This window comes from Paenibacillus sp. MCAF9 (genome assembly GCF_052114265.1).
GTDB lineage: Bacteria > Bacillota > Bacilli > Paenibacillales > Paenibacillaceae > Pristimantibacillus.
Genome location: NZ_JBFREL010000003.1, coordinates 265,237 through 288,996, shown reverse-complemented (window position 1 = coordinate 288,996; position 23,760 = coordinate 265,237). Strand labels below are relative to the sequence as shown.

Below are 23,760 nucleotides of genomic sequence, written 5' to 3'. Positions count from 1 at the left end.
ATACGTGATAACCTGCTTACAGGTTTCAACGTCTTTTTCAGAATATTCCCCCAAGCATTTACAATTCTTATGATTATTGATGATTTAGAGACATTTACGTTGTTAGAAATAAAAAAAAGCCCGTTACGGGAGCCGTAAACGAGCGAAGATTACTACAAAAAATAGAGCTGCAGCTACTCCCGAATTTGACGGCGAGAGACACCGCTTTGCTGTGCAGCCTGTATGACGCGTCGCCGTACTTCCTCAACGACTCTCGTGTTGAATACGCTAGGAACGATATACATAGGGCTCAGTTCTTCATCGCTTATAACGGAGGCAATGGCTTCCGCTGCCGCAAGCTTCATTTCTTCATTAATCGTAGCAGCGCGGCTATCGAGCGCTCCACGGAAAATTCCCGGAAAGCAGAGGACATTGTTAATCTGATTAGGATAATCCGATCTCCCCGTAGCAAAAACAGCGACGATATCCTCAGCTAGTTCAGGGCGTATTTCGGGCTCTGGATTCGCCATTGCGAAAACGATTGGATCTTTTGCCATCGTCGTAATATGCTCTCGCGTCAATATGCCGCCGGCCGAAACGCCTATAAAAACATCAGCGCCGTTTAGCGCTTCAGCTAAACCGCCTGTGATTCGCTCTTGATTCGTATGATTAGCATACCACTGCCACATCGGGTTGTCATAAACACAGTCAGCGGACAATATCCCAGCCCGATCCACACCGATAATATGTTTTGCTCCTCCGGCGATCAGCATTTTTGTACAAGCGGTTCCTGCTGCCCCGATTCCGCAAATAACGATGCGAGCCTCTTGGAGGCTGCGATTTGTCAGCTTCAGCGCATTTAGCAGCCCTGCGTATAATACGACCGCAGTACCATGCTGATCATCATGAAAGACAGGGATATCAAGCTCCTGCTTTAACCTTTGTTCAATTTCAAAGCAGCGAGGGGAGGAAATATCCTCCAAGTTGATGCCGCCAAAGGCAGGCGCAATGTTTTTGATCGTTGCAATGATGGTTTCGGTATCCTGCGTATCGAGGCAGATCGGGAACGCATCGACATCGGCAAATTGCTTGAACAGCATCGCTTTGCCTTCCATGACTGGCATAGCTGCATACGGACCGATATTGCCGAGACCAAGCACCGCGCTCCCGTCGGAAACGACGGCAACCATATTTCTTTTTATGGTAAGCGTATAAGCTTTGGATGGTTCTTCAGCGATCGCTTGGCATACTCTAGCCACATCCGGCGTATAGACACGGGACAAGTCATCGCGGTTTTGGATCGGCGTTTTCGGCTGAATTGAAATTTTCCCTCCAAGATGAAGCAAGAAGGTACGGTCGGATATATGAACGAGCCGAATGCCTTCTAAAGATTTCAGCGCTGTCGTAAGCCGTTCTGCTGCGCCGTGCTCCGATATTTTCACAGTTAAATCGCGCAAGCTTTTGTTTTTGTCCGTATGTATGACATCTATGGCGATAATATCGCCTTTGGCTTGTTCGATTGCTGTAGCTGCTCGGCCAAACTGCGCAAGATTCGTATCAATTTCCAACCTCAAAATAATCGTTTTTCCGTCTGTCATCTTCGAACTCATAATAAACAGCTCCCTTCATCAGTTATACTATTTGGATAAGGGCATACAATTTATGCTTCATTCTTATTTTAAAAAGAAAACCGTCACTGCATCAGTCGCAGGACGGCGTTCGGACAACTCGTGGGGTCGTATTGTTGATTGCGTTTGGTAAGCAGGCTGTCTCTAAACTGGCCTGAAGCGTAGGGCTCATGGATAAGCTTGAACCACTTATCGACAGTATCGTTCGAATCGAGCATTTCTCCAAATCCGTTATTGATGAAATATTCGCAGTTCTCTTCTTCTTGTCCAGGAATCGGCTCATAAAACAGCATTGGAATTCCTTTGCTCATTCCTTCTGTGCAGGTCATGCCGCCAGGCTTCGTAATTAGAAGATCGGAGACATCCATCAGCTTGTTCACCTCGCGAGTGAAGCCAAGTATACGAATGTTCGGATGCTGAAAAAGGGGATCGGCAAGCATTTTTTCCTTCATCTTCTCGTTTGAGCCAACGCAGTAAATGAGCTGTGTGCTTTCGCGCCATTTGGTCATATATTCAAGGGCATTGTCCTCGTATAAAATTCCCCATCCGCCGCCCATTATGAGTACGGTCGGCATGTTTTTTAAATCAAATTGCTCTCTAATCTCTTCTTTCTCGTATGTATGCCAGAAGTTGGGGTGAACAGGGATTCCTGTTACTTCAATTCGGTCTGTTGTAACCCCTTTTTCCATGAGCCGCTCTTTCACAAGCTCGCTTGAAACGAGGTATTTATTGACTTCTTGGTTTACCCATGACCCATGTGCATCATAGTCTGTAATAAGCGTATATAACCGTATGTCTAATCCTAGACGTTTGAGCCGAGCAACGACAGCATTCGGTACAGGATGGGTGCATACGATTAGTTCTGGCTTCAGCTGGGATATGACCTGTGACGTTTGGGTATAAAACACACGATGAAGCGCAAGCTGTGTAAAGCGGTTAAGCGACTTCTTATAGTTGCTGCGGTACATAAGACCGACCATCTTTGGTTGTTTGCTTACCGTTTTGCGATATGCAGATATAATCCACGGACCAAGCACCGGATTAAGGAAATTTCCTAACTCGATGACGCGGGTCTGAATCCCCGGACTTAATTGCTTGAGTCCGACAGCGAGCGCATAGGCAGCTTGGGTATGACCAGAGCCAAAGCCTTCAGAGAGCAGAAGCACTCTTTTCTTACGCATTCATTCCACCTACTTTTCTAATTCCATATTACGATGCAAGTGCGACTAACACAAGTTTTATCCGCTAGGGTTGCGAATAATGTGGTGGATAAATTATCCTAGAATGAAGATGTACACATTATTATTATATGTAAATAAGTAGACAACTATATTTACATATATTTTACAAGCAAATATAACATAATAAAGTGAGGATGGTTCAATATGGAACGTAATAACCAGGTTGACGATAGTTTGAAAATAGGGGATAACGTTAGAGCTGAAATCCGGTCCGGTCATTATCTAGGCGAGCTTGTTGAAATTAACGGGCCTCGTGCTCTCGTCAAGGTATTAGCTGTGTTAAAGCATCCTGAGCAAGGTGACCTGCATAATCCTTATAATCCAGACGTGCCGATGTTTCATGAGCGTCGTGCACTAAGCTTTACAGAAAAAACAAATGTTTTGCTGCGTGACGTAAAGCGGCATACAGGCCTTATTCCAGAGTATAACGATTCTTTAAGAGCTGCCGCAGAAGCCGAAATTGCTTCACTGGATCGACTGCAGCGCTGGGCGGCTAAAGGCTTGGAGCAAATGCAGCAGCTCTTAAAGGAATATAAATAGCCTTATATTATTTATTAATGAAGACGGTTTTTAGAGTATCGCGATAAATCACTTGGAATTGCAATCCTTCTGATAAAGCGGCAAGCGGAACATATAACGTGCTTGCTTTGCCAACGGTATGGATGAAAGCAGGCGGTGCATTTAGTGCTTTAACTGTACCGTTTTCACGGAAAGAGGATTGTCCTACCGTTATATCCACCGCTCTATCGGCAACTTTTATAGTTGCCGTCTGCGCAGCGGCGTTCCATTTGGTGGCAGCGCCAAATGCGTCTGCAATGCTCCGTAGAGGTACGAAGGTGCGATTTTGAACAACCATTGGTTTATTTGCGCTAATCATTTCTTTTCCATTAACGACAATAGCAAGAGCAGCCTCGCTATCCTTTGCTCTTGGCTTAACGATACGATAATCTCCCCAAATGGCCTTCGAAAAGGATTTCCCCATTGCAGCATAACCCGCCCTGCTAGGATGTATGTCCCCTTTTGCAATTGAAGTAAAGCTTAGCTCATTATCTATGAAGGAAGATGAGACTTTTGCGATTTTAACATTAAATCCTTCTTTCACAAGCCGTTCGATTATCTGATTTAAACGTTCCCGGAGCTGCTTGATGCTATCCTTCAGAAACAACCGGTCAGCCTCAGGGTAAAGAGGAAAGATGAGCGATCCAACCTTTAATGGAGGAGGTATTGGCAGATATTGATCTGCGATAATGATTTGGGCATTTGGCTGCTGAGAAAGCAGCAATCTTAGAGCTGGCTCAAGCTCCGTCTCGTAAGTGTCCAAAGCCTTGTCCAGCACAGCTATCGTCTCGGCATGATCGGCACCCTTATTTAGCTTGTCGAGAACAGCATACAAGTCGTTGCCGCCTATTGTCATTACGATTAGATCAGCTTCACTTAAGGCAGAGCGGAGCAGCGATGTTTCAGCAAATATTCGCTCTGCGCGTGGATCGGGCAGTCCGCTCTGAATATCAGAGCTTTTTACGCTGGCACCGCTCACAACAGCTTGAATCCATCGCTTTAATCCTGATGTTCGGAGCCCTAGCACCCCATAATTGATGTACTCTGCACGAAGTCCATGGAATAGAGCTTGTTCGTATACATGCTCTACGAAGCCATATGGAATGGATTGTTCGGTAAAGCCATATTCGTAGCCGGCAGTTAATGAATCACCAACCGCGACGATGCGGTAAGTGTGATCATCTTTCTTTTTGTCAACTACAGAGGCAGCATGAGCAGTAGGAGCGTTATTCCCGGCAGTGCTTATACTTAGTGGAGAGAAAATACCGGTTGTAAGCACGATAGTTATCAATACTGACGATGCAGCGCGAAACGCTGCTTTCCTAAACTTGCTATACAATAAGTACACACTCCTCTGTTAAAATAAAAGGAAATAAAAACTGCAGGGTATGCTATGATGATACTCCGCAGAGAATCGAAGCTAACGGGTAACTAAACAGTGTTCGATAATTGAATTAGTAGTAAAATAGTGCAAACTATTATGAAAATATTAAATTGATTCCGCTTGGGCCTAATGATAAAATAACAGGATAATCGCTATGACGCGGTAAAGGCCGGGTGTGGTCAATTAAACGTTAACGCTCTATAAGAGACGTTTCTGTTTAGCTTAGGAATGTCAAGGAGCAGGCCGGTGTGCCTCGCTGACTACCATTCTATGATAAAACAAGCCAAAAATGAAGCGTAATGCGTATTCATCGGTGCTTAATTTCAACACGTTCACGCTTGCCCAAAAATCTTCTCATAGAAAGGTTGCTCACAATGAAAGAACATATTTTGGGATTGCCGCCGAAGCAGGGGCTCTATGATCCGCAGTTTGAGAAAGACGCATGCGGCATGGGCTTTGTGGCCAACATCAAGGGAATCAAGTCACACAAGGTCATTCGCCAAGCGCTGATGCTGCTCGAGAATATGGAGCATCGCGGCGGTCAAGGCAGCGAACCGAATACGGGAGATGGAGCAGGTATTTTACTTCAAATTCCTCATACATTTTTTGCGGCTGAACTAAAGAAGCAAGAAATTGTACTTCCCGCCGAAGGACACTATGCCGTAGGTATGATTTTTATGCCGCAGGATGAAGAAGCTCGCCGTGCAATTGAGCGTGAAGTGGAAACGATCGTTCAAGAGGAAAACCAATCGGTTATCGGTTGGCGTACGGTTCCAACGGATGATAAGAAACTGGGTGAATCCGCATTAGCTGTTAAGCCTTATGTTCGTCAATTGTTTATCGGCATGAACGACAGCCTGAAGGACAATATGGCATTTGAACGCAAATTATATGTTATTCGTAAGCGCGCTGAGCTTGCGATTCGTTATGCCGGCAAAGAAGGCGGCAATATGTTTTACTTCTCTAGCCTATCCTCCAGAAAAATCGTATATAAAGGAATGCTTACGACAGAGCAGGTGCGTTCGTTCTATACCGAGCTGAACGATGAATCCGTTGTTTCGGCAATGGCGCTTGTACATTCCCGTTTTAGTACGAATACATTCCCAAGCTGGGAACGCGCTCATCCTTTCCATTATATGATTCATAACGGAGAAATTAATACCCTTCGCGGCAATGTGAACTGGATGCATGCCCGTCAAACCTTGTTTGCCTCTGAATTGTTCGGTGATGATATCGAGAAAATCAAACCTGTTATTAACCCGGATGGATCGGATACAGCAATGTTCGACAACACGCTGGAGTTCCTATTCTTGTCCGGCCGTTCAATGGCACATGCCGCAATGATGATGGTGCCAGAGCCTTGGTCCAATCATGAGAGCATGAGCGACGAGCGCAAAGCATTTTATGAATACCACAGCACATTGATGGAGCCATGGGATGGTCCAGCTGCGCTTGGTTTTACTGACGGCGTAAAAATTGGTGCGGTGCTTGACCGCAATGGTCTTCGTCCAGCTCGTTATTACGTAACGAAGGACGATCATATTATTCTCGGCTCCGAGTCTGGAACCGTTGAGATTCCGCCAGAGGATATTTTGTACAAAGACCGCTTGCGTCCAGGACGCATGCTGCTTGTAGATACAGAGCAAGGCCGCATCATTTCTGATGAAGAAGTGAAAGCGGAAATCGAGACCGAGCATCCATATCGCGAATGGCTGAATGAGCATCTTGTTGATTTGGAAGATTTGCCGGAAGCTCCTGAGCTGCCAGAACCAAACCATGCTACTGTTCAAATGAGACAGCAAGCGTTCGGATATACTTTTGAGGACATTCGCAAAGTGCTTGAGCCGATGGCTGGCAGCGGCATGGAGCCTATCGCTTCAATGGGTTATGATGCACCGCTGGCGGTGTTGTCAGAGCGTCCGCAGCGTTTGTACAATTACTTCAAGCAGTTGTTTGCACAAGTTACGAATCCGCCTATTGATGCGATTCGTGAGGAGATTATTACTGCGACAGGTACAACGATTGGTCCAGAACGCAATCTGCTTAATCCAGAGCCAGAGAGCTGCCGACACATCAAATTGGATACGCCTATTTTGTCTAATGAGCAATTCGCCAAGCTGCGCCATGTGCGCCGTCCTGGCTTCCGTTCCATTACACTCCCGATCTTCTTCCCTGCAAATGAGGGTGAGACGGGCTTGCGCGCTGCGCTTACACAAATGTGTGAAGCGGCTGATCGTGTTATTGCGAAGGGACATAATCTGCTTATTCTATCCGATCGTGGCATCGACAAGGAAAATGCTGCAATTCCAGCTTTGCTGGCAGTAGCGGCACTGCATCATCATCTTATTCGCCAAGGTACACGGACAAAGGTTGCTATTTTGCTGGAATCCGGCGAACCTCGTGAAGTGCATCACTATGCATTGCTGCTTGGTTACGGCGTAAGCGCAGTTAACCCTTATCTTGCATTTGAATCGCTTGACGACATGATTAAGCAAGGTTTGCTTCGCGGCGTATCGCATGATAAAGCAGTGAAAAATTATATTAAAGCAGCCACTAAAGGCGTTATTAAAATATTGTCCAAAATGGGTATCTCGACTATTCAATCTTACCGTGGCGCTCAAATTTTTGAAGCGCTCGGCTTGAAAGAAGATGTGATCAACGAGTACTTCACATGGACACCGTCCCGCATCGGCGGCATCGGTCTAGATGTTATTGCCGAAGAGACGTTGAAGCACCATAACCGCGCTTTCGCTGAGCAAGAAGGCGGAGAGAAAGAGCTTGACTCCGGCGGCGATTACCAGTGGCGTAAAGATGGCGAAGACCATTTGTTCACGCCGCAAACGATTCATACGCTGCAAATGGCTTCTCGTGCGAATGACTACAAGCTATACAAAAAGTTCTCTGCGCTTGTACAGGGAGAGGACAAAAAACATCTTACGCTTCGTTCTTTGCTCAAGTTTAAGGAAGGCCGTCAAGCCGTTCCGCTTGAGGAAGTTGAATCGCTTGAATCCATCGTAAAACGCTTCAAAACAGGTGCGATGTCATTTGGTTCAATCAGTAAAGAAGCTCATGAGAGTCTGGCTATTGCGATGAACCGTCTAGGCGGCAAATCGAATACGGGCGAAGGTGGAGAAGATCCAGCACGCTTTATACCAGATGCGAATGGCGACTCCAGACGGAGCGCAATTAAACAAGTAGCATCGGGACGTTTTGGCGTAACGAGCAACTACTTGGTTAATGCAGATGAGATTCAAATTAAAATGGCTCAAGGCGCTAAGCCTGGTGAAGGCGGTCAATTGCCTGGCCTTAAAGTATATCCTTGGGTAGCCGAGGTTCGTGGTTCCACGCCTGGCGTAGGACTGATCTCGCCGCCGCCGCATCACGATATTTATTCTATTGAGGATTTGGCAGAGCTTGTACATGACTTGAAAAATGCTAATCCACGCGCAAGAATCAATGTAAAGCTGGTATCTGGTGTCGGCGTTGGTACGATTGCGACTGGCGTTGCGAAGGGCCGCGCAGATGTTATTATGGTCAGCGGTTATGATGGCGGAACTGGAGCTTCTCCAATGGGCTCGATTCGTCACGCAGGTTTGCCGTGGGAGCTTGGTCTTGCAGAAACACATCAAACGCTAATGCTAAACAAATTGCGTGACCGTGTCGTTCTTGAGACAGATGGCAAAATGATGAATGGCCGTGACGTTGCGATTGCTGTACTGCTTGGAGCAGAAGAATATGGCTTCTCGACGGCTCCGCTTATCGTGCTAGGCTGCATCATGATGCGTGTATGCCAATTGGATACTTGTCCAGTAGGCGTTGCAACACAAAATCCTGAGCTTCGCAAAAAATTTATGGGCGATCCTAGCCATGTTGTTAACTACCTGCGCTTCATTGCTGAAGAGCTGCGTGAAATTATGGCAGAGCTCGGTTTCCGTACCATTCAAGAAATGGTTGGACGCGTCGATATTTTAGAAACGAAGCAGCTGCTTGAGCATTACAAAGCAAAAGGTATTGATCTCTCTGGCTTGCTGTACGAAGCTGATCTACCACAGGATGCAGTTCGCTACAATGTTCAAGAGCAAAACCATGGTCTTGAATTGTCGCTTGATATGCAGAAGCTCGTTCCACTTGCAAAGGCTGCGATAGAGAATGGCGAGCGCGTGCGCGGAACATTCCCAATTTTGAACACGAACCGTGTTGTTGGTACGATTCTTGGCAGTGAAGTTACGCGTAAATACGGTGCAGCAGGTTTGCCGGAAGATACGATTTCTTACCATTTTGTCGGAACGGCTGGCCAAAGCTTTGGTGCATTCGTGCCAAAAGGAATCACGTTGTCAATCGAAGGCGATTCGAATGACTATGTAGGAAAAGGGCTATCCGGCGGTAAAATCATTGTAGCACCGTCACCAAAGGCAACTTTTGTGGCTGAGGACAATGTTATTATCGGTAACACAGCGCTGTATGGTGCTACTAGCGGTCAAGCCTATATCCGCGGTGCAGCTGGCGAACGCTTCGCTGTTCGGAACAGCGGCGCAAATGTAGTTGTAGAAGGTGTCGGCGATCATGGCTGTGAGTATATGACAGGCGGACGCGTCGTTATTCTTGGCCTCACAGGTCGTAACTTTGCGGCAGGTATGTCTGGCGGAGTCGCGTATATCTACGATGAGAAAGGCGATTTCTACAATCATTGCAATCTGGAGATGGTATTGCTGGAGCGCCTAGAAGACTCTGTAGATGTTGCTGAGCTTCGTGGTTTGATTGAATCACATGTTAAGTATACAGAGAGTGCGATTGGTACCCGTCTATTGAATGATTGGGAAGCATCGCTTTCGAAATTCGTTAAAGTTATTCCTAAGGACTACAAGCGTATGCTTGAACAGATCCGCAAGGTTGAAGATACAGGCTTAGTGGGCGAAGCAGCACTTCTTGCAGCGTTCGAAGCGAACAAGAAAGAGCTTGCACGCGCAGGCGGCAAGTAATTCAGACTTATTTTATAAATCGTATTTACGAGTCAAGGGACTGTCCCTGAAGTAGCTTCATTACTTCAGACGACAGTCCCTTTTGTTTTTCGACAAAATGCCACCAAATTAGAAGAAAGCCGCGCCCATTAACCGACATATTCCATCCGCGGACTCGGGTATAATGATGTTAATATATCTATCATTATTAGTAATTTATATGTAGTTGGTCAGAGGTTAAGAGATAAAGTAGAGATGGATAGCGGAGAGGCGGCTTAGGACGCAGCCGTCACTGTACTTGAAATAGATTTCTTGCTAGAGGAATAGGCATTAATAGAAATGGAGTCCAGTATTTGAGCTGTAACAAGGATTGTTATTGCTATTAGGTATGATGGAGGAATTAAGCATGGCGACGAATTCAAATGATGCCTCGCGCAACCACATTAGGCTACGCTTCACAGAGGGCGTTAAGGCAGAGCTGCGGCTAATTAGTAAAGATGGACAATTGTTGACGCCATCTACGACTACAGTACTTCTACTTAATTTAAGCCAAAATGGTTTATGCTTCTTATCCGGCTTGCAATTACCGATTCAATCCAATTATCTTGTTGAATTTCGAATGACGATTTCGAATGTACAGATTATGATTCGCGGTCGGATCGTTTGGAATTTGAAACAAGATAATCAATTCGCTCATGGCGTGTTATTTGAATGCTCGAATACGCTTCGCTCTCTTATTATTGGTGTCATGAACCAAGAAATATTAGAAAGTCAGCCACAGCAGAAAAAAATTCATTATTTATACAGCAGATTATTGAATACAAAACGGCTGTATTACAGTAGTTAACGATCTGATAGGAAGTAGCATTCAATAACAACGTAGAAGGGGGACATGCTTTGAAAATTATTTTGTTATCAGGCGGGTCTGGGAAGAGATTATGGCCTTTGTCGAATAGTAGTCGAGCTAAACAATATTTAACTGTACTGGAGAGTCCAAACGGCGGCATGGAATCAATGCTGCAGCGTATATGGCGCCAGTTGGAAGAGTCGGATTTGCAGGAGCATACTCGCATTTCGACTTGCCGTGAGCAGGTGGAGATTTTACAAAGACAGGTAGGTGCAAAAGCACCGCTTATCATTGAGCCTGAGCAGCGCGACACGTTTCCTGCGATAGCGCTATCCGCTGCTTATTTGTATTCAATCGCGGGCGTATCTTTAAATGAAACGGTCATTGTCATACCCGTTGATGCTTATGTAAGCTGTGATTTTTTCTCATGTATAAGAGGACTTCCAAAGCTGATCAGAGAAAGCAAATCTGAGCTGCTTATGGTTGGGACTAAGCCAAGTTATCCGTCAGAGCAATATGGATATATCGTTCCAGAAGCCAATCGGCACAGCAATGAGGATGACAGCTATGAACGTAGGGTACACACATTCAAAGAGAAACCGTATGAGGCTGAAGCTAATCAATTAATAAAAGGCGGAGCGTTATGGAATAGCGGTATTTACGCTTTCAAGCTTGATTATATGATAACTTTGCTCATGAATCGCAGGCTGCCTATCCATTATGATGAACTATATAAACAGTATACGAAAATTCCTAAATCAAGTTTCGAAATTGAAGTATCGCAAAAAGAAACCTCTCGTTCAGTTATTTGCTACGACGGTGAGTGGAAAGATCTTGGCACATGGAAAACATTATCCGAGGAGCTGGCCTTTGAACGACTAGGCATGGGCGAAATATCGGATGACAGCGAGCAATCCCAGCTCATCAATGAGCTGGACATTCCTATCTCCATTATTGGGCTTACGAATGTGATTGTTGCGGCAAGTCCCGACGGCATCTTGGTTACTAGCAAAAATGCGAGTACTGAGCTCGATGCGAAGCTTAAGCTCATGAATGAGCGTCCAAAGTATGAGGAGCGCAGGTGGGGGCATTCCAAGATTGTTGATTCCGTTGTCTTGTCATCAGGAACTCATTGTGTTACAAAACGGGTTTTTGTTGCAGCTGGCCAAAATATAAGCTATCAAATGCATTTTAAGCGAAGAGAAGCGTGGACCATTATCTCAGGAGAGGGAGTGCTGATTCTGGATGATCTGTACCGTCACGTTGAGCCAGGCGATACCGTATCGATTCCGGAGAGAACGAGGCACAGCCTGCGGGCAATAACGGACGTTGAGCTAATTGAGGTTCAAACAGGCAAACAGATTAATGAGGATGACATTATAAGGCTTGGAACGACATGGGATGAAATCACTAGTCAATTAAATAGTGTATAATATGCTGTTAAAGCATGTTTGGATGGATTGCAATCGACGTTATGATAGAACTTCTGCCATTTAACGCTTAATGCCGTTTTTAATGTTGAGGTTGATACAATCATTACGAAAGAGAGAGGGAGCGATCTATCGAATGATATGTTCAAAGGACCGTTTTTATTGTGTTAGTTGCGGGGAGATGCTTTTAAGTCCTGAAGCAGATATTTTGTTTCGAACAGGATTTTTCCGAGTGGTACATCCAATGGGTTATTGCTTAACATGCAGCGTGGAGCAGGATAGGCTGGATGCTATAGTAGGATCGCCGGGTAAGACCAGTAACTATGACTATAAAATGTTCCTTCGTGCAGATGCGAAAGTTGCCGAACATGTTATACAGCCCTATCGCACAAATGATAATGAGAGCCTCTGCCCTACAGTTTAACTGTAGAGTGGAGGTGTATTTTTTTGTAAACTACCAATTGTTTCCTTAATCGTTTATAATGAATAGGATTTGGATTTTTGAAGGAGGAGCACAAATATGGATCAGCCTATTGTTAAATTAAAAAATGTAACCAAAAAAATCGGCGGCAGAACGATTATTGATCGCTTAACGCTTGATATCCCGCTTGGGGAAGTATTTGGTTTCCTTGGTCCCAACGGCTCGGGTAAAACCACTACGATTCGAATGATGGTTGGCTTAATGTCGCTCACAGATGGTGAAATCACTATTGGAGGACATAGCATTACAAAGGAATACGAAAAGGCAATTCGCCATGTTGGAGCGATTGTTGAGAATCCTGAAATGTACAAATACTTGAGCGGCTATGATAATTTAATTCATTATGCACGAATGATTCCAGGCATCACAGAGCATCGTGTTCATGAGGTTGTTAAGCTTGTTGGTCTTGAAGGGCGAATTCGGGATAAGGTGAAAACCTATTCGCTCGGCATGCGGCAGCGGCTTGGCGTAGCACAGGCTATATTGCATAAACCTCAGCTGCTTATTTTGGATGAACCTACAAATGGCTTGGATCCGGCAGGGATAAGAGAGCTACGTGACTATTTGCGCATGCTTTCCAAAGAAGAAGGTATTGCTGTATTTGTATCGAGCCACTTATTATCTGAAATGGAGCTTATGTGTGATCGTGTCGCGATCATTCAAAATGGCAAGCTCATAGACGTGCGAACCATTAAGGGCGAGCATGCAGCTAAAGTACATAACCGTGTTGTTATTGAAGTGGACAGTCAGCAGGCAGCGATGGATGTGCTGTTCACATCTGGCTTTACTGCGGTCCTTGAAGGCAAAGATGCCATAGCGGTTGAAACGGATAAGGAAAACACAGCTTCCATTAATGCTTCTCTCGTTCATGCTGGAATCAAGGTTTATGGCATTCGCATACAGGTTAAGACACTTGAAGACCAATTTTTAGAAGTGACAGGAGGGGAACGAATTGGGTAATTTTTTGCCGCTTATTCAAAATGAGAACATGAAAATTTACCGTCGTCCTCGCACATGGGTGATGACCGGCATATTGATTTTGTTAGTACTGGCTATTTCTATTTTATGGGTAATATTTGGTGGAAGAGATGCCTCGATGTGGGATGTTGCTTTTATGGAATCCTCCATTTTGTTTCTGCTCGTTACGATCTTTACCGTAGTAATCGCTGCTGGCGGCGTTGCAGAGGAATTTACGAGCGGTACCATCAAGCTTCTCCTAATAAGACCTTGGTCACGCTCAAAAATATTGTTGTCAAAATATATTTCGATTATGATATTCGCTCTTTTGCTTGCTATTGTACTGTTTGCTGTGACGATATTTGTGAACTGGATTTGCTTCGGCATTAATGCGTCGCCGGATATAAAGCCAACCTTCGTTGGAGCAGAAGGTACGAATCCGGTTTCCTACATGCTTAAGTATTATGGCTTGACGTTAATTTCGCTTGTTGTTACCGTAACGCTTGCGTTCATGCTCTCTACTGTATTCCGCAGCAGCGGTTTAGCAATTGGTATGGCTTTGTTTCTCCTTCTTGGCGTTAACAGCTTTATTGGTTTAGTTGCAATGCTCGATTACAAATGGATCGATTATCTATTGTTTATTCATTTGAATCTAACGCAATACTTGGATGGAAATCCGATGAGAGAGGGCATGACCTTAGGCTTTTCGCTTGTGGTTCTCGGTGTTTATTATGCTCTTTTCATCGCCATTACATRGTATACCTTTAAGAAACGCGATGTTGCAGCTTAGACTTTAGATGAATTTAAAAAGCCGTTTCTATACATGCTGCTTCTTCGGAAGACATGCACGTGTAGAACGGCTTTTTTGCTGTATTATCCTGCTTGGCGAGATTTCTCTTTGGATTCTTTAATTACCGTTTCTTTACCGATGATGTGTGGTGGATCGGATTCTGCTGGCACACGATTTTTGCTGTCAGCTGTTTGCTCCATGTGGCAGTTGCCATTCAGCTTGCCGCCATCTTGAATGATAAGTGTTTGGGTTGTAATTGCCCCCGTTAAAGTACCGGAGGAAGTAATGATTAGCCTACCCTTGGTGACGATATCTCCGAACACCTTTCCTGCAATAGTAATATCACGCGCCGTAATATTCGAGCGAGCAAGACCGCATTCTCCAATGATGACGTCAGCTTTGCATTCGATATCGCCTCGGTGCTCCCCTTCAATGCGAAGACTTGCTTCACAAATTAGCCGGCCCTCGCTTATCGTGCCTTGGCCAATTAATGTATCAGTGGCTGCCAGCCGCTTATGGTCCTTGAACATAAACATTAATCCTCCTTTATTAATGACAAAAATGGCAAAGGGTTAACAGGTTCGTTTTTCTGCATGATTTGAAAATGCAAATGCGGACCAGTGCTTCTGCCGCTCGATCCGAGCAAACCGATCTTTTCGCCTCGAACGACGGTGTCCCCTTCTTTTGCTTCGATTTCCTTTAAGTGCATATAGGCGCTTTGCAGGCCTCCGAGATGATCAATGACGATATATTTGCCCAGCGAATTATTGAAGCCTGTGTCCGATACTGTGCCGTCTGCTGCGCTAAATATGGGATCTCCTAGCTTGCCAGTGATGTCTAGTCCAGCGTGGAAAGCCGTTCGTCCAGTAAAAGGATCTCTTCGATAACCAAATCCAGAGGTCAGCATTTTGGAGCGTGTCGGCCAGCCGGAAGGATAAGCATCAACGGAGACTCGCGTCGCTTGTGCGAGCTGCAGCGTCAACGTTAATGAATCCTCCATCGTCTCTACCATCCGCTGCAAATCGGCGAGATGAAGTCCTGTTTCCTGTGCGAGCAAAATAAACTGTTTGCTTTGCTTCGAATCGTTAATGCTCCGTTTTCCTGTTGAGGAAGTATTGGAAAGAATTTTTACAGTTGTCTCACTTTTGTCTATCGGCGTCAGATAGGTAGAGGTTTCAAGTTTACTGCCATAGTTTGCGATAAATTGCTTCAGCTTTAATTCGAGCTGCTGTAGATCATCGATTTTCTCTTTCATTTCATTTGCTTGCTCGGACAATCCGATTATCTCTTGCTGCAGCGAGACAATAGCTTCGTTTTTATCGGAAACGGTTTGGGCAAATCGTTCGTCTTGTTGTGACATCTGTTCTTCCAATTGGTTCATTTCATAGGCCGACTTTATTTGAAGCCCCGCAATACAGCCCGTAACCGCTATTACTACCGCCGTTGGAGCGGCAAAGACCGATCGCTTTGAAACGTGAAACTGTTTAACGGTTTTGTCAGCGCCGCGCAGCACGACAAATGACCATTTTGGCTTCTGGACTCGTTTCAATAGACTTCTCCTTCCTACTTAAGATTGGCTATAAACGATCAGAACGTTCTATTGCTATTTATTCTTAAACGAAGTAAAACATGCCATAAAACTTGTGTGAAACATACAAGAAACTTGCGTGAAACTTGTATGAAACGAGAAAGACTGCCCGTCGCACATGAATTGTGCAAGCGGGCAGTCTTTGTAATACGAGATCATCACAACACTTTATTGTGCCAAAGCAAGCTCGATTTGGGCTACTGCTTCCTCTATACCTGGTGTCATTGCAAATGTACGTCCTTGCTGCTGCTCGGCTGGAAGTGAAGCTAGCTGACCGATTCTTCTTTTAACTTCGTTAGAGAGATCGACAACTTGCTGAGCATATTCTTTTGCTTTAGCTTCATCCTTGCCCGTCAGTGCAGTTTGATTTGCTTTGGCGTATGAGGTTATCGCAGCTTCATATAGATTGATGTCCCAAGGGAATTTTTTGACACCTTCATTAATCGTTGCGAGCGACTCTTCAAAAAGTCCTTTTTCTTGCAGAAAACGATATTCCGACATTAGAAGGCTTCGATTATAAGGATCATATTTTCTGCCTTCCTTAACTGTACTAAGTGCCTGATCAAGGAATGTAGCGGTGTTCGTTTGCTTATAAGCCTGCTCCAGCCAGTCAGCTTTCGTTAGCTTATAATAAGGCTGTGTTGGTGAAGACTTAATTGCACGATCAAGAATAGGCAGAAGTTGTTCTAAAGAAGTTTGCTGCCCAACTGCCAAGTCGATAGCTTTATTATAGTTGCTAGTTGCGTTAGTTTCACGAATGGCAATGACGAGAAGGAATATAGACAATAACGCCATAACCGCTGGATATGCGATTTTTGTCCAAGATTTATTAAGCTTGCCATTCATGCGTTCGATTATTAGCTTGTGGCTATATGGAGCAAGCATACAACCGAGAGAAATAAAGACGAGAGAGATAATATAAATATAGCTCATATCAAAATCGATCACACTGTGGACTAGCAGCGCCAAAGAAAAAATGAAAAAGACAAAATGGCTGCCTCTAAGCTCGGGATAACGAATAAAGGATCGGATGTATAAAAAATATACAAACACGAGCAGTCCGACGATTGCTAGTAGACCAAGCCAACCGCTCTCCACAAGAACTTGTACAAAGAAGCTATGTGCTTGTCTGCTCCAATAAGGGTTATTCTGATATTGCTCAAACATGGCTTGCCAAGCGCCGCCGCCGCCTCCAAGCAGAGGGTAATCCTCAGCTACACGAAGACCGTCTTTGTAAAAGGTTAAACGTTCCAAAACGCTGTGCTGTTGGAGGTTAATATTTTCAAAGCGTGCAGCAATTTTGTCAGGAAGCAAGCCGCGAATAGCACTGCTGCCAAGAAGGCTGACCGCTGCTACAGCAGTAAGCACGATTGTAATGACAGGCACAGCCGCAAATGACCATTTGTACGAAGAAAGCTTGGTAAGCTTTGTTTCTAGGAAATTAGCAGCTTTGGCATGGTAAAGCATAATAAGGCCAGTAACAATGAGTAGGCCGAGCACAAGTAATCCCCAGCCCTGCATAGGCAGTGAGCTGAACAAGGAAATTGTACTTGGTGCTTTCGTTTCAGTTGGTTGAACTAGTGCAGCTATTTTATCAGCAATCGTTGTTAGTTTTCCAAGGACAGCCATGGAAACCACTACAGATACGCCCATAAACACGATGTATGTAATTTGCTTCGTTAAGCGTAAGAAAGGCAGCACAATAAGCAGCATAACTGGAATAATAACAATTGCACCGCGTGAATAGGTGAGCATGAATGAAATCCAAATCGGTACAAGCATGGCAGCATGAATGATTCTTGCAGATGGACGCACGCAGTGAACGGCATAATACAAACTAACTAGAAATAAAGCGACTAGGAAGCCGGCGTATGAGTTTGAGTATTGGAATACCGATGAAAGCCGGTAGCCGTCATGTGCAAGCCATAGCGCATCCTTATAATAGATTTGACCAAAAAGGTTGAGTAAACCAAATAGTACAATTAAATAGGAGGAGAGCATAACCGCATATTCGATCGTTTTGCGCGTAAGCTTATTTTCTGCAAAATACAGAGCGCCTATGAATAAAGCAGCAAGTAGGAAAAATACGAGAGTCATAAACTTCGCGTAATAGGTTGAAACCGCCTGTAATGATGACAACCAATAAATGAATGGAAGCAGCATGACGGCAATCGACAAAATTCCGCGATAACTGTTCATCTGTGAGTTGCGATACACATAAAATGCAGTAAAGGCAAGCATCACATAACCGAAGATGAGTGCTCCATAAATAGGGCCTTCAAAGCTTAATTCGTAACCGTTAAACAATGCTCTCTCATAGGGGAAGATGACTAGAAATAGAGCGATTCCAATCGCCCCAATCCACCTCAAAAGCGCAAAATCAGCATTTAAAGTGTTCGTATTCCTTTTTGATTTGTTCCGTGCACTCATTCGTATGTACTCCTCATCCATCGTTATGTAGATATGAAACATTTAGCTTTATTTGTATTTTAACAAATGGGGGAGTAGATTACTATATTAGGAGATGCGATTTGTATGTAGTTTACAAATTTGTAGAATATGAGGTTTTGTCGAAATAGAGATGAAATCGGAAAAATTCTACAATTTATTCGGTGTAAAGGTAGAATAAGGTGTTAATGTGGGAGGAATTTTGGTAAGATAGCAGGGGTATATAGACATTTTCTTTGTGCAATCTTACATATTAAGCAACATTTTTGAAAGAACCACTGTTCTATATGATGGGAATACAAATATGCATTATGAGATTACAAAGATGTTAATGAAATTTGCGGTGGTGTCTTTATGAAAAGGTTAATTTCAAAAATATTATATAAAATGGCAGTGCCAACTAAAAAAGTTGCTGGAATAATTGTACCTGCGCATATTATGAGGCAAGTAAAGAAAGCATTATTAAAATCAGCTTTTCCAATTGAGCAAAAGAATAAATCTATAAAAATTCACATTGGAAAAAAGGGAATTAATTTAATTGGATATGCTAGAGCAGAAATGGGAATTGGAGAATCATGCAGAATCGCGGCTAAATCACTGACAGCAGGTAATTTGGAGTTTGGAATTATAAATTTCAAAGGAACTAATAGCGCCAGGATGTCAGATACATCTTGGGTACATAAGGAAATTGAAGATCCCAAATATGATATAAACGTATTTCATATTAATGCTGAGCAAATGATGGAAATTTATGCTCACTATGGGAATCGAATATTCAATAATAAATACAATATTGGTTATTGGCACTGGGAATTACCTGATTTCCCTGATCAATGGACAGAAAGTTTTGGCCTAGTAGATGAAGTTTGGGCACCTTCTACATTTGTTGCAGAAGCGATTTCAATTAAAAGTCCAGTTCCCGTTATTCGTATTCCCCACAGTATTGAAGTGAAAATAGAACAATACAGAAACAGAAGTTATTATAATCTTCCTGAAGATACATTTTTATTTTTAACCATGTATGATGTAAAAAGCTATCAGGAACGTAAAAATCCACAAGCGTCAATCGAAGCTTTTAAAAGAGCTTTTGGTAAGGATGATATTAATGTGGGACTAATTGTTAAAGTGAACATTAGTAATGCTGAATCTAATGAAATGAAGTTATTAGAAAAATTAATCGATGACTATACAAATATTTACTTAATAAAAGAGGTACTATCAAGAAATGATATAAATGCATTAATCAATGTATCAGATAGTTTCATATCCCTTCATCGAAGTGAAGGTTTTGGTCTTGGTTTAGCAGAAGCTATGTTTCTGAGAAAACCAGTCATTGGAACGAATTGGTCATCTAATACAGATTTTATGAATGATAGTAACTCATGTCCAGTGAAATATGAACTAGTAAAGCTTGGCAGCACTTTTGGGCCATATGAAGCGTATCAGTATTGGGCAGAGCCAGACGTTGATCATGCGAGTTATTATATGAAGAAACTAGTTAATGAACCAGATTATCGTGATGAGATTGCTAAAGAAGGCGAGCATACGATAAAAACAGATTTTTCGCCAGAGCAAGTAGGACAACTCATGACGAAACGCTTGGAATACATAATGAAATGGAATAATGGAGGTTAATATGACAATTACTTGTGTAATTATGGCAGGGGGCAAAGGCGAGCGTTTTTGGCCAAAGAGTCGAACTAACCTGCCGAAGCAATTTTTAAACATATCAGGCAATAAGTCTATGATTCAACAATCAATAGAGAGATTGGAACTACTAATTTCTATAGACAAGATTTTTATTGTTACCAATGAGCTTTATGCAGAGCTATTGAAAGCACAAATACCTCATCTACCTCACGAAAATATCATTATTGAACCAGTAGGCAGAAATACAGCTCCTTGTATTGGGCTTGCTTCTTTGATTATTGAAGATCGTTATCCTGATAGCACGATGATTGTTATGCCTTCTGATCACATTATTCAGAATGATAAGGGATTTATCGAAATTCTCAAGACGGCTGTAGAAGTTGCAAATGAAAATGGGAACCTAGTAACTTTGGGTATTGAACCAACCTATCCAGAAACGGGTTATGGTTACATAGAAAGCACCGGTATGGATAATCCATTAAACGGAGTTAGTGTTTTTAAAGTTAATAAATTTGTAGAAAAACCTAACTTAGAAACAGCCCAAGTATATTTAGAGGCTGGGAATTTCTATTGGAATAGCGGTATTTTTGTATGGAAAACAACAGTGATTAGAAAATACATAAAAGAGCTTATGCCTGAAATGCACGATATTTTAGAAACGATGAAGTATGCTTTTGGAAAAACAAATCAAAATGATATAATTGCAATGGAATTCGTCAAAATGCCAGATCAATCGATAGATTACGGCATTATGGAAAAGGCGGACGACATATTCGTGATTCCATGCTTATTTGGTTGGGATGATGTTGGCAGTTGGACAGCGCTAGAAAGAATTGATGATTTGGATGAAGATGGAAATGTGATTAAAGGAAATATATTAAATATAGATACTAAACGTTGCATTATAGAAAGCAATGGTAAGTTAATAGCAACCTTAGGAATCGAGGATTTAATTATTGTTGATACAGAAGATGTAACCTTAATTTGTACTAAAGATAAAGCGCAGGAAGTAAAGCTGCTGCTTAAGGAATTAAGGATGCAAAAGCTGGAACAATATCTATAAACATATATAAGGAGAATGAATCACAATGACTAAAAATGCACTAATTACAGGTATTACTGGACAAGATGGATCTTATTTGGCAGAGCTATTACTAGAAAAGGGATACAAAGTATATGGACTACGTAGAAGAACGAGTGTTCCAATTCTAGAGAATATTGAACATATAAAAAATGAAATTGAGTTTATAGATGGGGATTTGCTTGATCAAGGTTCACTTATAAATGCCGTTCGAATTTCTAATCCGGATGAGGTATATAACCTAGCAGCACAATCGTTTGTTGGCACGTCTTGGGATCAACCTGTTTTAACAGGACAAGTTACAGGAATTGGAGTAACAAATATGCTTGAGGCTGTACGATTGACTAAGCCTGAAGCTAGATTTTATCAAGCATCCAGCAGTGAGATGTTTGGTAAAGTTGTAGAAACACCTCAAGTTGAAACGACACCTTTTTACCCGCGCAGTCCTTATGGCGTTGCTAAAGTCTATGGGCACTGGATAACTGTAAATTATAGAGAAAGTTTTGATATGTTTGCTTGTTCAGGGATTTTGTTTAATCATGAATCTCCTCGTCGCGGCGTCGAGTTTGTAACTAGAAAAGTAACAGATGCCGTAGCGCGAATTAAACTGGGGTTACAAACAGAACTTCGGATGGGAAATCTCGATTCGAAACGGGACTGGGGCTTCGCAGGTGATTACGTTAAGGCTATGTGGCTGATGCTGCAACAAGATAAACCGGATGATTTCGTAATATCTACAGGTGAAACTCATACGGTAGAAGAGCTTGTAGAAATCGCTTTTAGTCATGCTGATCTTAATTGGAGAGATTATGTTGTTATTGATCCTAGATTCGTACGTCCAGCAGAGGTTGATTTATTACTAGGGGATTGCACAAAAGCAAAACAACAGCTGGGCTGGAAATTGGAAGTTTCATTTGATCAATTAGTGAAGATGATGGTTGATAGTGATATGAAAAAGATTTCTCTCGCTAATCGTATTTAAGGAGTGTATCTATGAGAGCTTTAATTACAGGAGTGAGTGGTTTCGTAGGGTATTATCTAGCATTGAATTTATTAGCTAATGGGTATATAGTATGGGGCGGCACCAGAAAGGAATCGACAATTTCAATTGAAGGCTTACATATTATTGAAATAGATTTTTCTGATCATGAAAAACTTCGGCGAACATTAGAGGATATCAAGCCTGATGTTATATTTCATCTATCGGGGCAAAGTTCAGTTAGATATTCTTGGGATCGTGTTGAGGAAACCTTTCAATCTAATTTAATGGATACAATTGGTTTGTTTGAGGCAATTAAACATTCATCTTTAATAGATACTGTTAAGGTTGTTTCTATTGGTTCCTCAGAAGAATATGGAATGGTATCTCTATTGCCAATTACTGAAGAAACATCTGCAAACCCAATAAACCCATATGGCCTTTCGAAGTATTCTGTTAGTACATTAGCGCATTATTATAGTGAACATTTTGGTCTAAAGATCATACATGCAAGAGCATTTAATCATATAGGGCCGGGCCAAATGCTCGGCTTTGTTACCAGTGACTTTGCAAAACAAGTGGTTGATATAGAACTGGGTAAAGCAGATCCAATACTATATGTTGGAGATCTTAGTAGCAAACGTGACTTCACTGATGTAAGGGACATAGTAGAAGCATATCGCTTATTATTTGAGAAAGGAGTCTCAGGGCAAATATATAATGTTTGCTCTGGAGCTTGTACTTCAATCAGAGCTATTCTTGATCAATTAGTTAATATGTCCTCTAAGTTTATTGAAATAATCATTGACGAGAAGAAGTTAAGACCAAACGATGTTCCAGAATACTACGGATCTAACCAAAAAATAACAAAAGAAACAGGTTGGATACCAAGAATTCAATTAGAAACTAGCCTCTATGATATCTATCAATATTGGAAAAAGAAACAAACATAAGATTTTATAGAACGGTGGCATTGAAAGATTATGTTGAATAACTTTAAAGAAATTTACGACTTTAGACAGATGCTGTTTAGTATTGTAAGAAGAGATTTGCGTTCACGATATAAAGGATCATTTCTTGGGTTTTTATGGACATTTGTTAATCCATTACTACAACTAATTGTATATTCAATTGTATTCCCATATTTATTACGTATTGAACAAGAGAATTACCCAATGTTCTTATTTGTTGCATTGTTACCTTGGATTTTTTTTGTTACGTCTGTTCAGGTCTCTACAGTTAGTATTGTTAGCGGTGGAAGTTTAGTAAAGAAGGTTTTTTTTCCGAGATTAATACTTCCATTGTCAGTTGTATGTACAAATTTAATGAACTACATTTACGGTTTGATTATTGTATTTGCAGCTCTTTTGGTGACAGGTGTTCATTTGACGTTTAATGTCTTATGGCTTCCTGTCGTTTTACTGATTGAGATAATATTTATATTGGGATTAGCAATAAATTTATCAGCACTTTATGTTAAATTTAGAGACTTAGAACATATAGTTGGTGTTATAACATTTGTTTGGTTTTATTTAACACCTATTGTATTTCCAATTACTATTTTTCCCGATAAAGTCGCTAATATAATAGAATTGAACCCGATGGTGCCTATCATAAATTCATTTAGAAATATTCTATTAGATGGTAAACAACCTGATTGGAGTTCATTATTATATGCACTTATAGTTGGAATAGTATTAATAATAATAGGGCTTCTTGTTTTTAAGGCAAGTGAAAAAACCTTTGCGGAGGACCTGTAAT

General features: G+C 42.3%; 17 protein-coding genes. 11 read left to right on the top strand and 6 right to left on the bottom strand.

What is annotated here, in order from left to right; translation table 11 throughout:
- Positions 1–173 precede the first annotated feature (173 nt).
- Positions 174–1,589: an NAD-dependent malic enzyme gene (locus AB4Z45_RS06805; protein WP_441908432.1), complete on the bottom strand. Its 1,416-nt coding sequence runs from the start codon at positions 1,587–1,589 to the stop codon at positions 174–176.
- 83 nt (positions 1,590–1,672) lie between these two features.
- On the bottom strand, positions 1,673–2,788 hold the full coding sequence (locus AB4Z45_RS06800; protein ID WP_076268925.1) for an MGDG synthase family glycosyltransferase: 1,116 nt from the start codon (positions 2,786–2,788) through the stop codon (positions 1,673–1,675).
- A 204-nt stretch (positions 2,789–2,992) separates the two neighbouring features.
- On the opposite strand from AB4Z45_RS06800, the gene kapB reads away from it, so the two are divergent.
- A complete protein-coding gene (gene kapB, locus AB4Z45_RS06795) occupies positions 2,993–3,388 on the top strand; it encodes a sporulation phosphorelay system protein KapB (protein ID WP_441908431.1) in 396 nt (131 codons plus the stop codon).
- 7 nt (positions 3,389–3,395) lie between these two features.
- On the opposite strand, the gene AB4Z45_RS06790 is transcribed toward kapB, so the two are convergent.
- The gene (locus tag AB4Z45_RS06790) at positions 3,396–4,745 is read right to left on the bottom strand and encodes a stalk domain-containing protein (protein ID WP_441908430.1); all 1,350 of its coding nucleotides are present in this window, start codon (positions 4,743–4,745) and stop codon (positions 3,396–3,398) included.
- A 419-nt stretch (positions 4,746–5,164) separates the two neighbouring features.
- Between AB4Z45_RS06790 and gltB the strand changes: the two genes are divergently transcribed.
- The 5 genes from gltB (at position 5,165) to AB4Z45_RS06765 (ending at position 14,253) form a co-directional block, all read left to right on the top strand.
- Positions 5,165–9,769 carry a glutamate synthase large subunit gene (gene gltB, locus AB4Z45_RS06785; protein ID WP_441908429.1) on the top strand — a complete coding sequence of 1,535 codons (4,605 nt, stop codon included), beginning with the start codon at positions 5,165–5,167 and terminating at the stop codon, positions 9,767–9,769.
- Between the two features lie 385 nt (positions 9,770–10,154).
- Positions 10,155–10,595 carry a PilZ domain-containing protein gene (locus AB4Z45_RS06780; protein ID WP_441908428.1) on the top strand — a complete coding sequence of 147 codons (441 nt, stop codon included), beginning with the start codon at positions 10,155–10,157 and terminating at the stop codon, positions 10,593–10,595.
- A 50-nt stretch (positions 10,596–10,645) separates the two neighbouring features.
- Positions 10,646–12,028, top strand: coding sequence for a sugar phosphate nucleotidyltransferase (locus tag AB4Z45_RS06775; RefSeq protein ID WP_441908427.1), 1,383 nt, complete (start codon positions 10,646–10,648; stop codon positions 12,026–12,028).
- A gap of 517 nt (positions 12,029–12,545) precedes the next feature.
- A complete protein-coding gene (locus AB4Z45_RS06770; protein ID WP_441908426.1) occupies positions 12,546–13,466 on the top strand; it encodes an ABC transporter ATP-binding protein in 921 nt (306 codons plus the stop codon).
- Positions 13,459–14,253 carry an ABC transporter permease gene (locus AB4Z45_RS06765; RefSeq protein WP_441908425.1) on the top strand — a complete coding sequence of 265 codons (795 nt, stop codon included), beginning with the start codon at positions 13,459–13,461 and terminating at the stop codon, positions 14,251–14,253. The genes AB4Z45_RS06770 and AB4Z45_RS06765 overlap by 8 nt, the downstream gene beginning before the upstream one ends.
- Before the next feature lie 83 nt (positions 14,254–14,336).
- On the opposite strand, the gene AB4Z45_RS06760 is transcribed toward AB4Z45_RS06765, so the two are convergent.
- From AB4Z45_RS06760 to AB4Z45_RS06750, 3 genes are all read right to left on the bottom strand, one after another.
- Positions 14,337–14,783 carry a bactofilin family protein gene (locus AB4Z45_RS06760; RefSeq protein ID WP_441908424.1) on the bottom strand — a complete coding sequence of 149 codons (447 nt, stop codon included), beginning with the start codon at positions 14,781–14,783 and terminating at the stop codon, positions 14,337–14,339.
- Positions 14,784–14,788: 5 nt separating this feature from the next.
- Positions 14,789–15,802 (bottom strand): peptidoglycan DD-metalloendopeptidase family protein, encoded by a 1,014-nt coding sequence (locus AB4Z45_RS06755; RefSeq protein WP_441908423.1) that lies wholly within the window; start codon positions 15,800–15,802, stop codon positions 14,789–14,791.
- 207 nt (positions 15,803–16,009) lie between these two features.
- Positions 16,010–18,271 (bottom strand): O-antigen ligase family protein, encoded by a 2,262-nt coding sequence (locus AB4Z45_RS06750; RefSeq protein WP_441908422.1) that lies wholly within the window; start codon positions 18,269–18,271, stop codon positions 16,010–16,012.
- Between the two features lie 372 nt (positions 18,272–18,643).
- On the opposite strand from AB4Z45_RS06750, the gene AB4Z45_RS06745 reads away from it, so the two are divergent.
- Genes AB4Z45_RS06745 through AB4Z45_RS06725 form a run of 5 tightly spaced genes read left to right on the top strand, consistent with a single transcriptional unit; the run spans position 18,644 to position 23,759 of the window.
- Positions 18,644–19,924: a glycosyltransferase gene (locus AB4Z45_RS06745; protein ID WP_441908421.1), complete on the top strand. Its 1,281-nt coding sequence runs from the start codon at positions 18,644–18,646 to the stop codon at positions 19,922–19,924.
- Between the two features lies 1 nt (position 19,925).
- Positions 19,926–21,002 (top strand): mannose-1-phosphate guanylyltransferase, encoded by a 1,077-nt coding sequence (locus tag AB4Z45_RS06740; RefSeq protein ID WP_441908420.1) that lies wholly within the window; start codon positions 19,926–19,928, stop codon positions 21,000–21,002.
- 25 nt (positions 21,003–21,027) lie between these two features.
- Positions 21,028–22,002, top strand: a complete 975-nt coding sequence (gene gmd, locus AB4Z45_RS06735) for a GDP-mannose 4,6-dehydratase (protein WP_441908419.1) — start codon at positions 21,028–21,030, stop codon at positions 22,000–22,002.
- Positions 22,003–22,013: 11 nt separating this feature from the next.
- Complete coding sequence (locus AB4Z45_RS06730) at positions 22,014–22,952, top strand: GDP-mannose 4,6-dehydratase (protein ID WP_441908418.1); 939 nt, start codon at positions 22,014–22,016, stop codon at positions 22,950–22,952.
- A gap of 30 nt (positions 22,953–22,982) precedes the next feature.
- Positions 22,983–23,759, top strand: a complete 777-nt coding sequence (locus AB4Z45_RS06725; protein ID WP_441908417.1) for an ABC transporter permease — start codon at positions 22,983–22,985, stop codon at positions 23,757–23,759.
- Position 23,760: the final 1 nt, after the last annotated feature.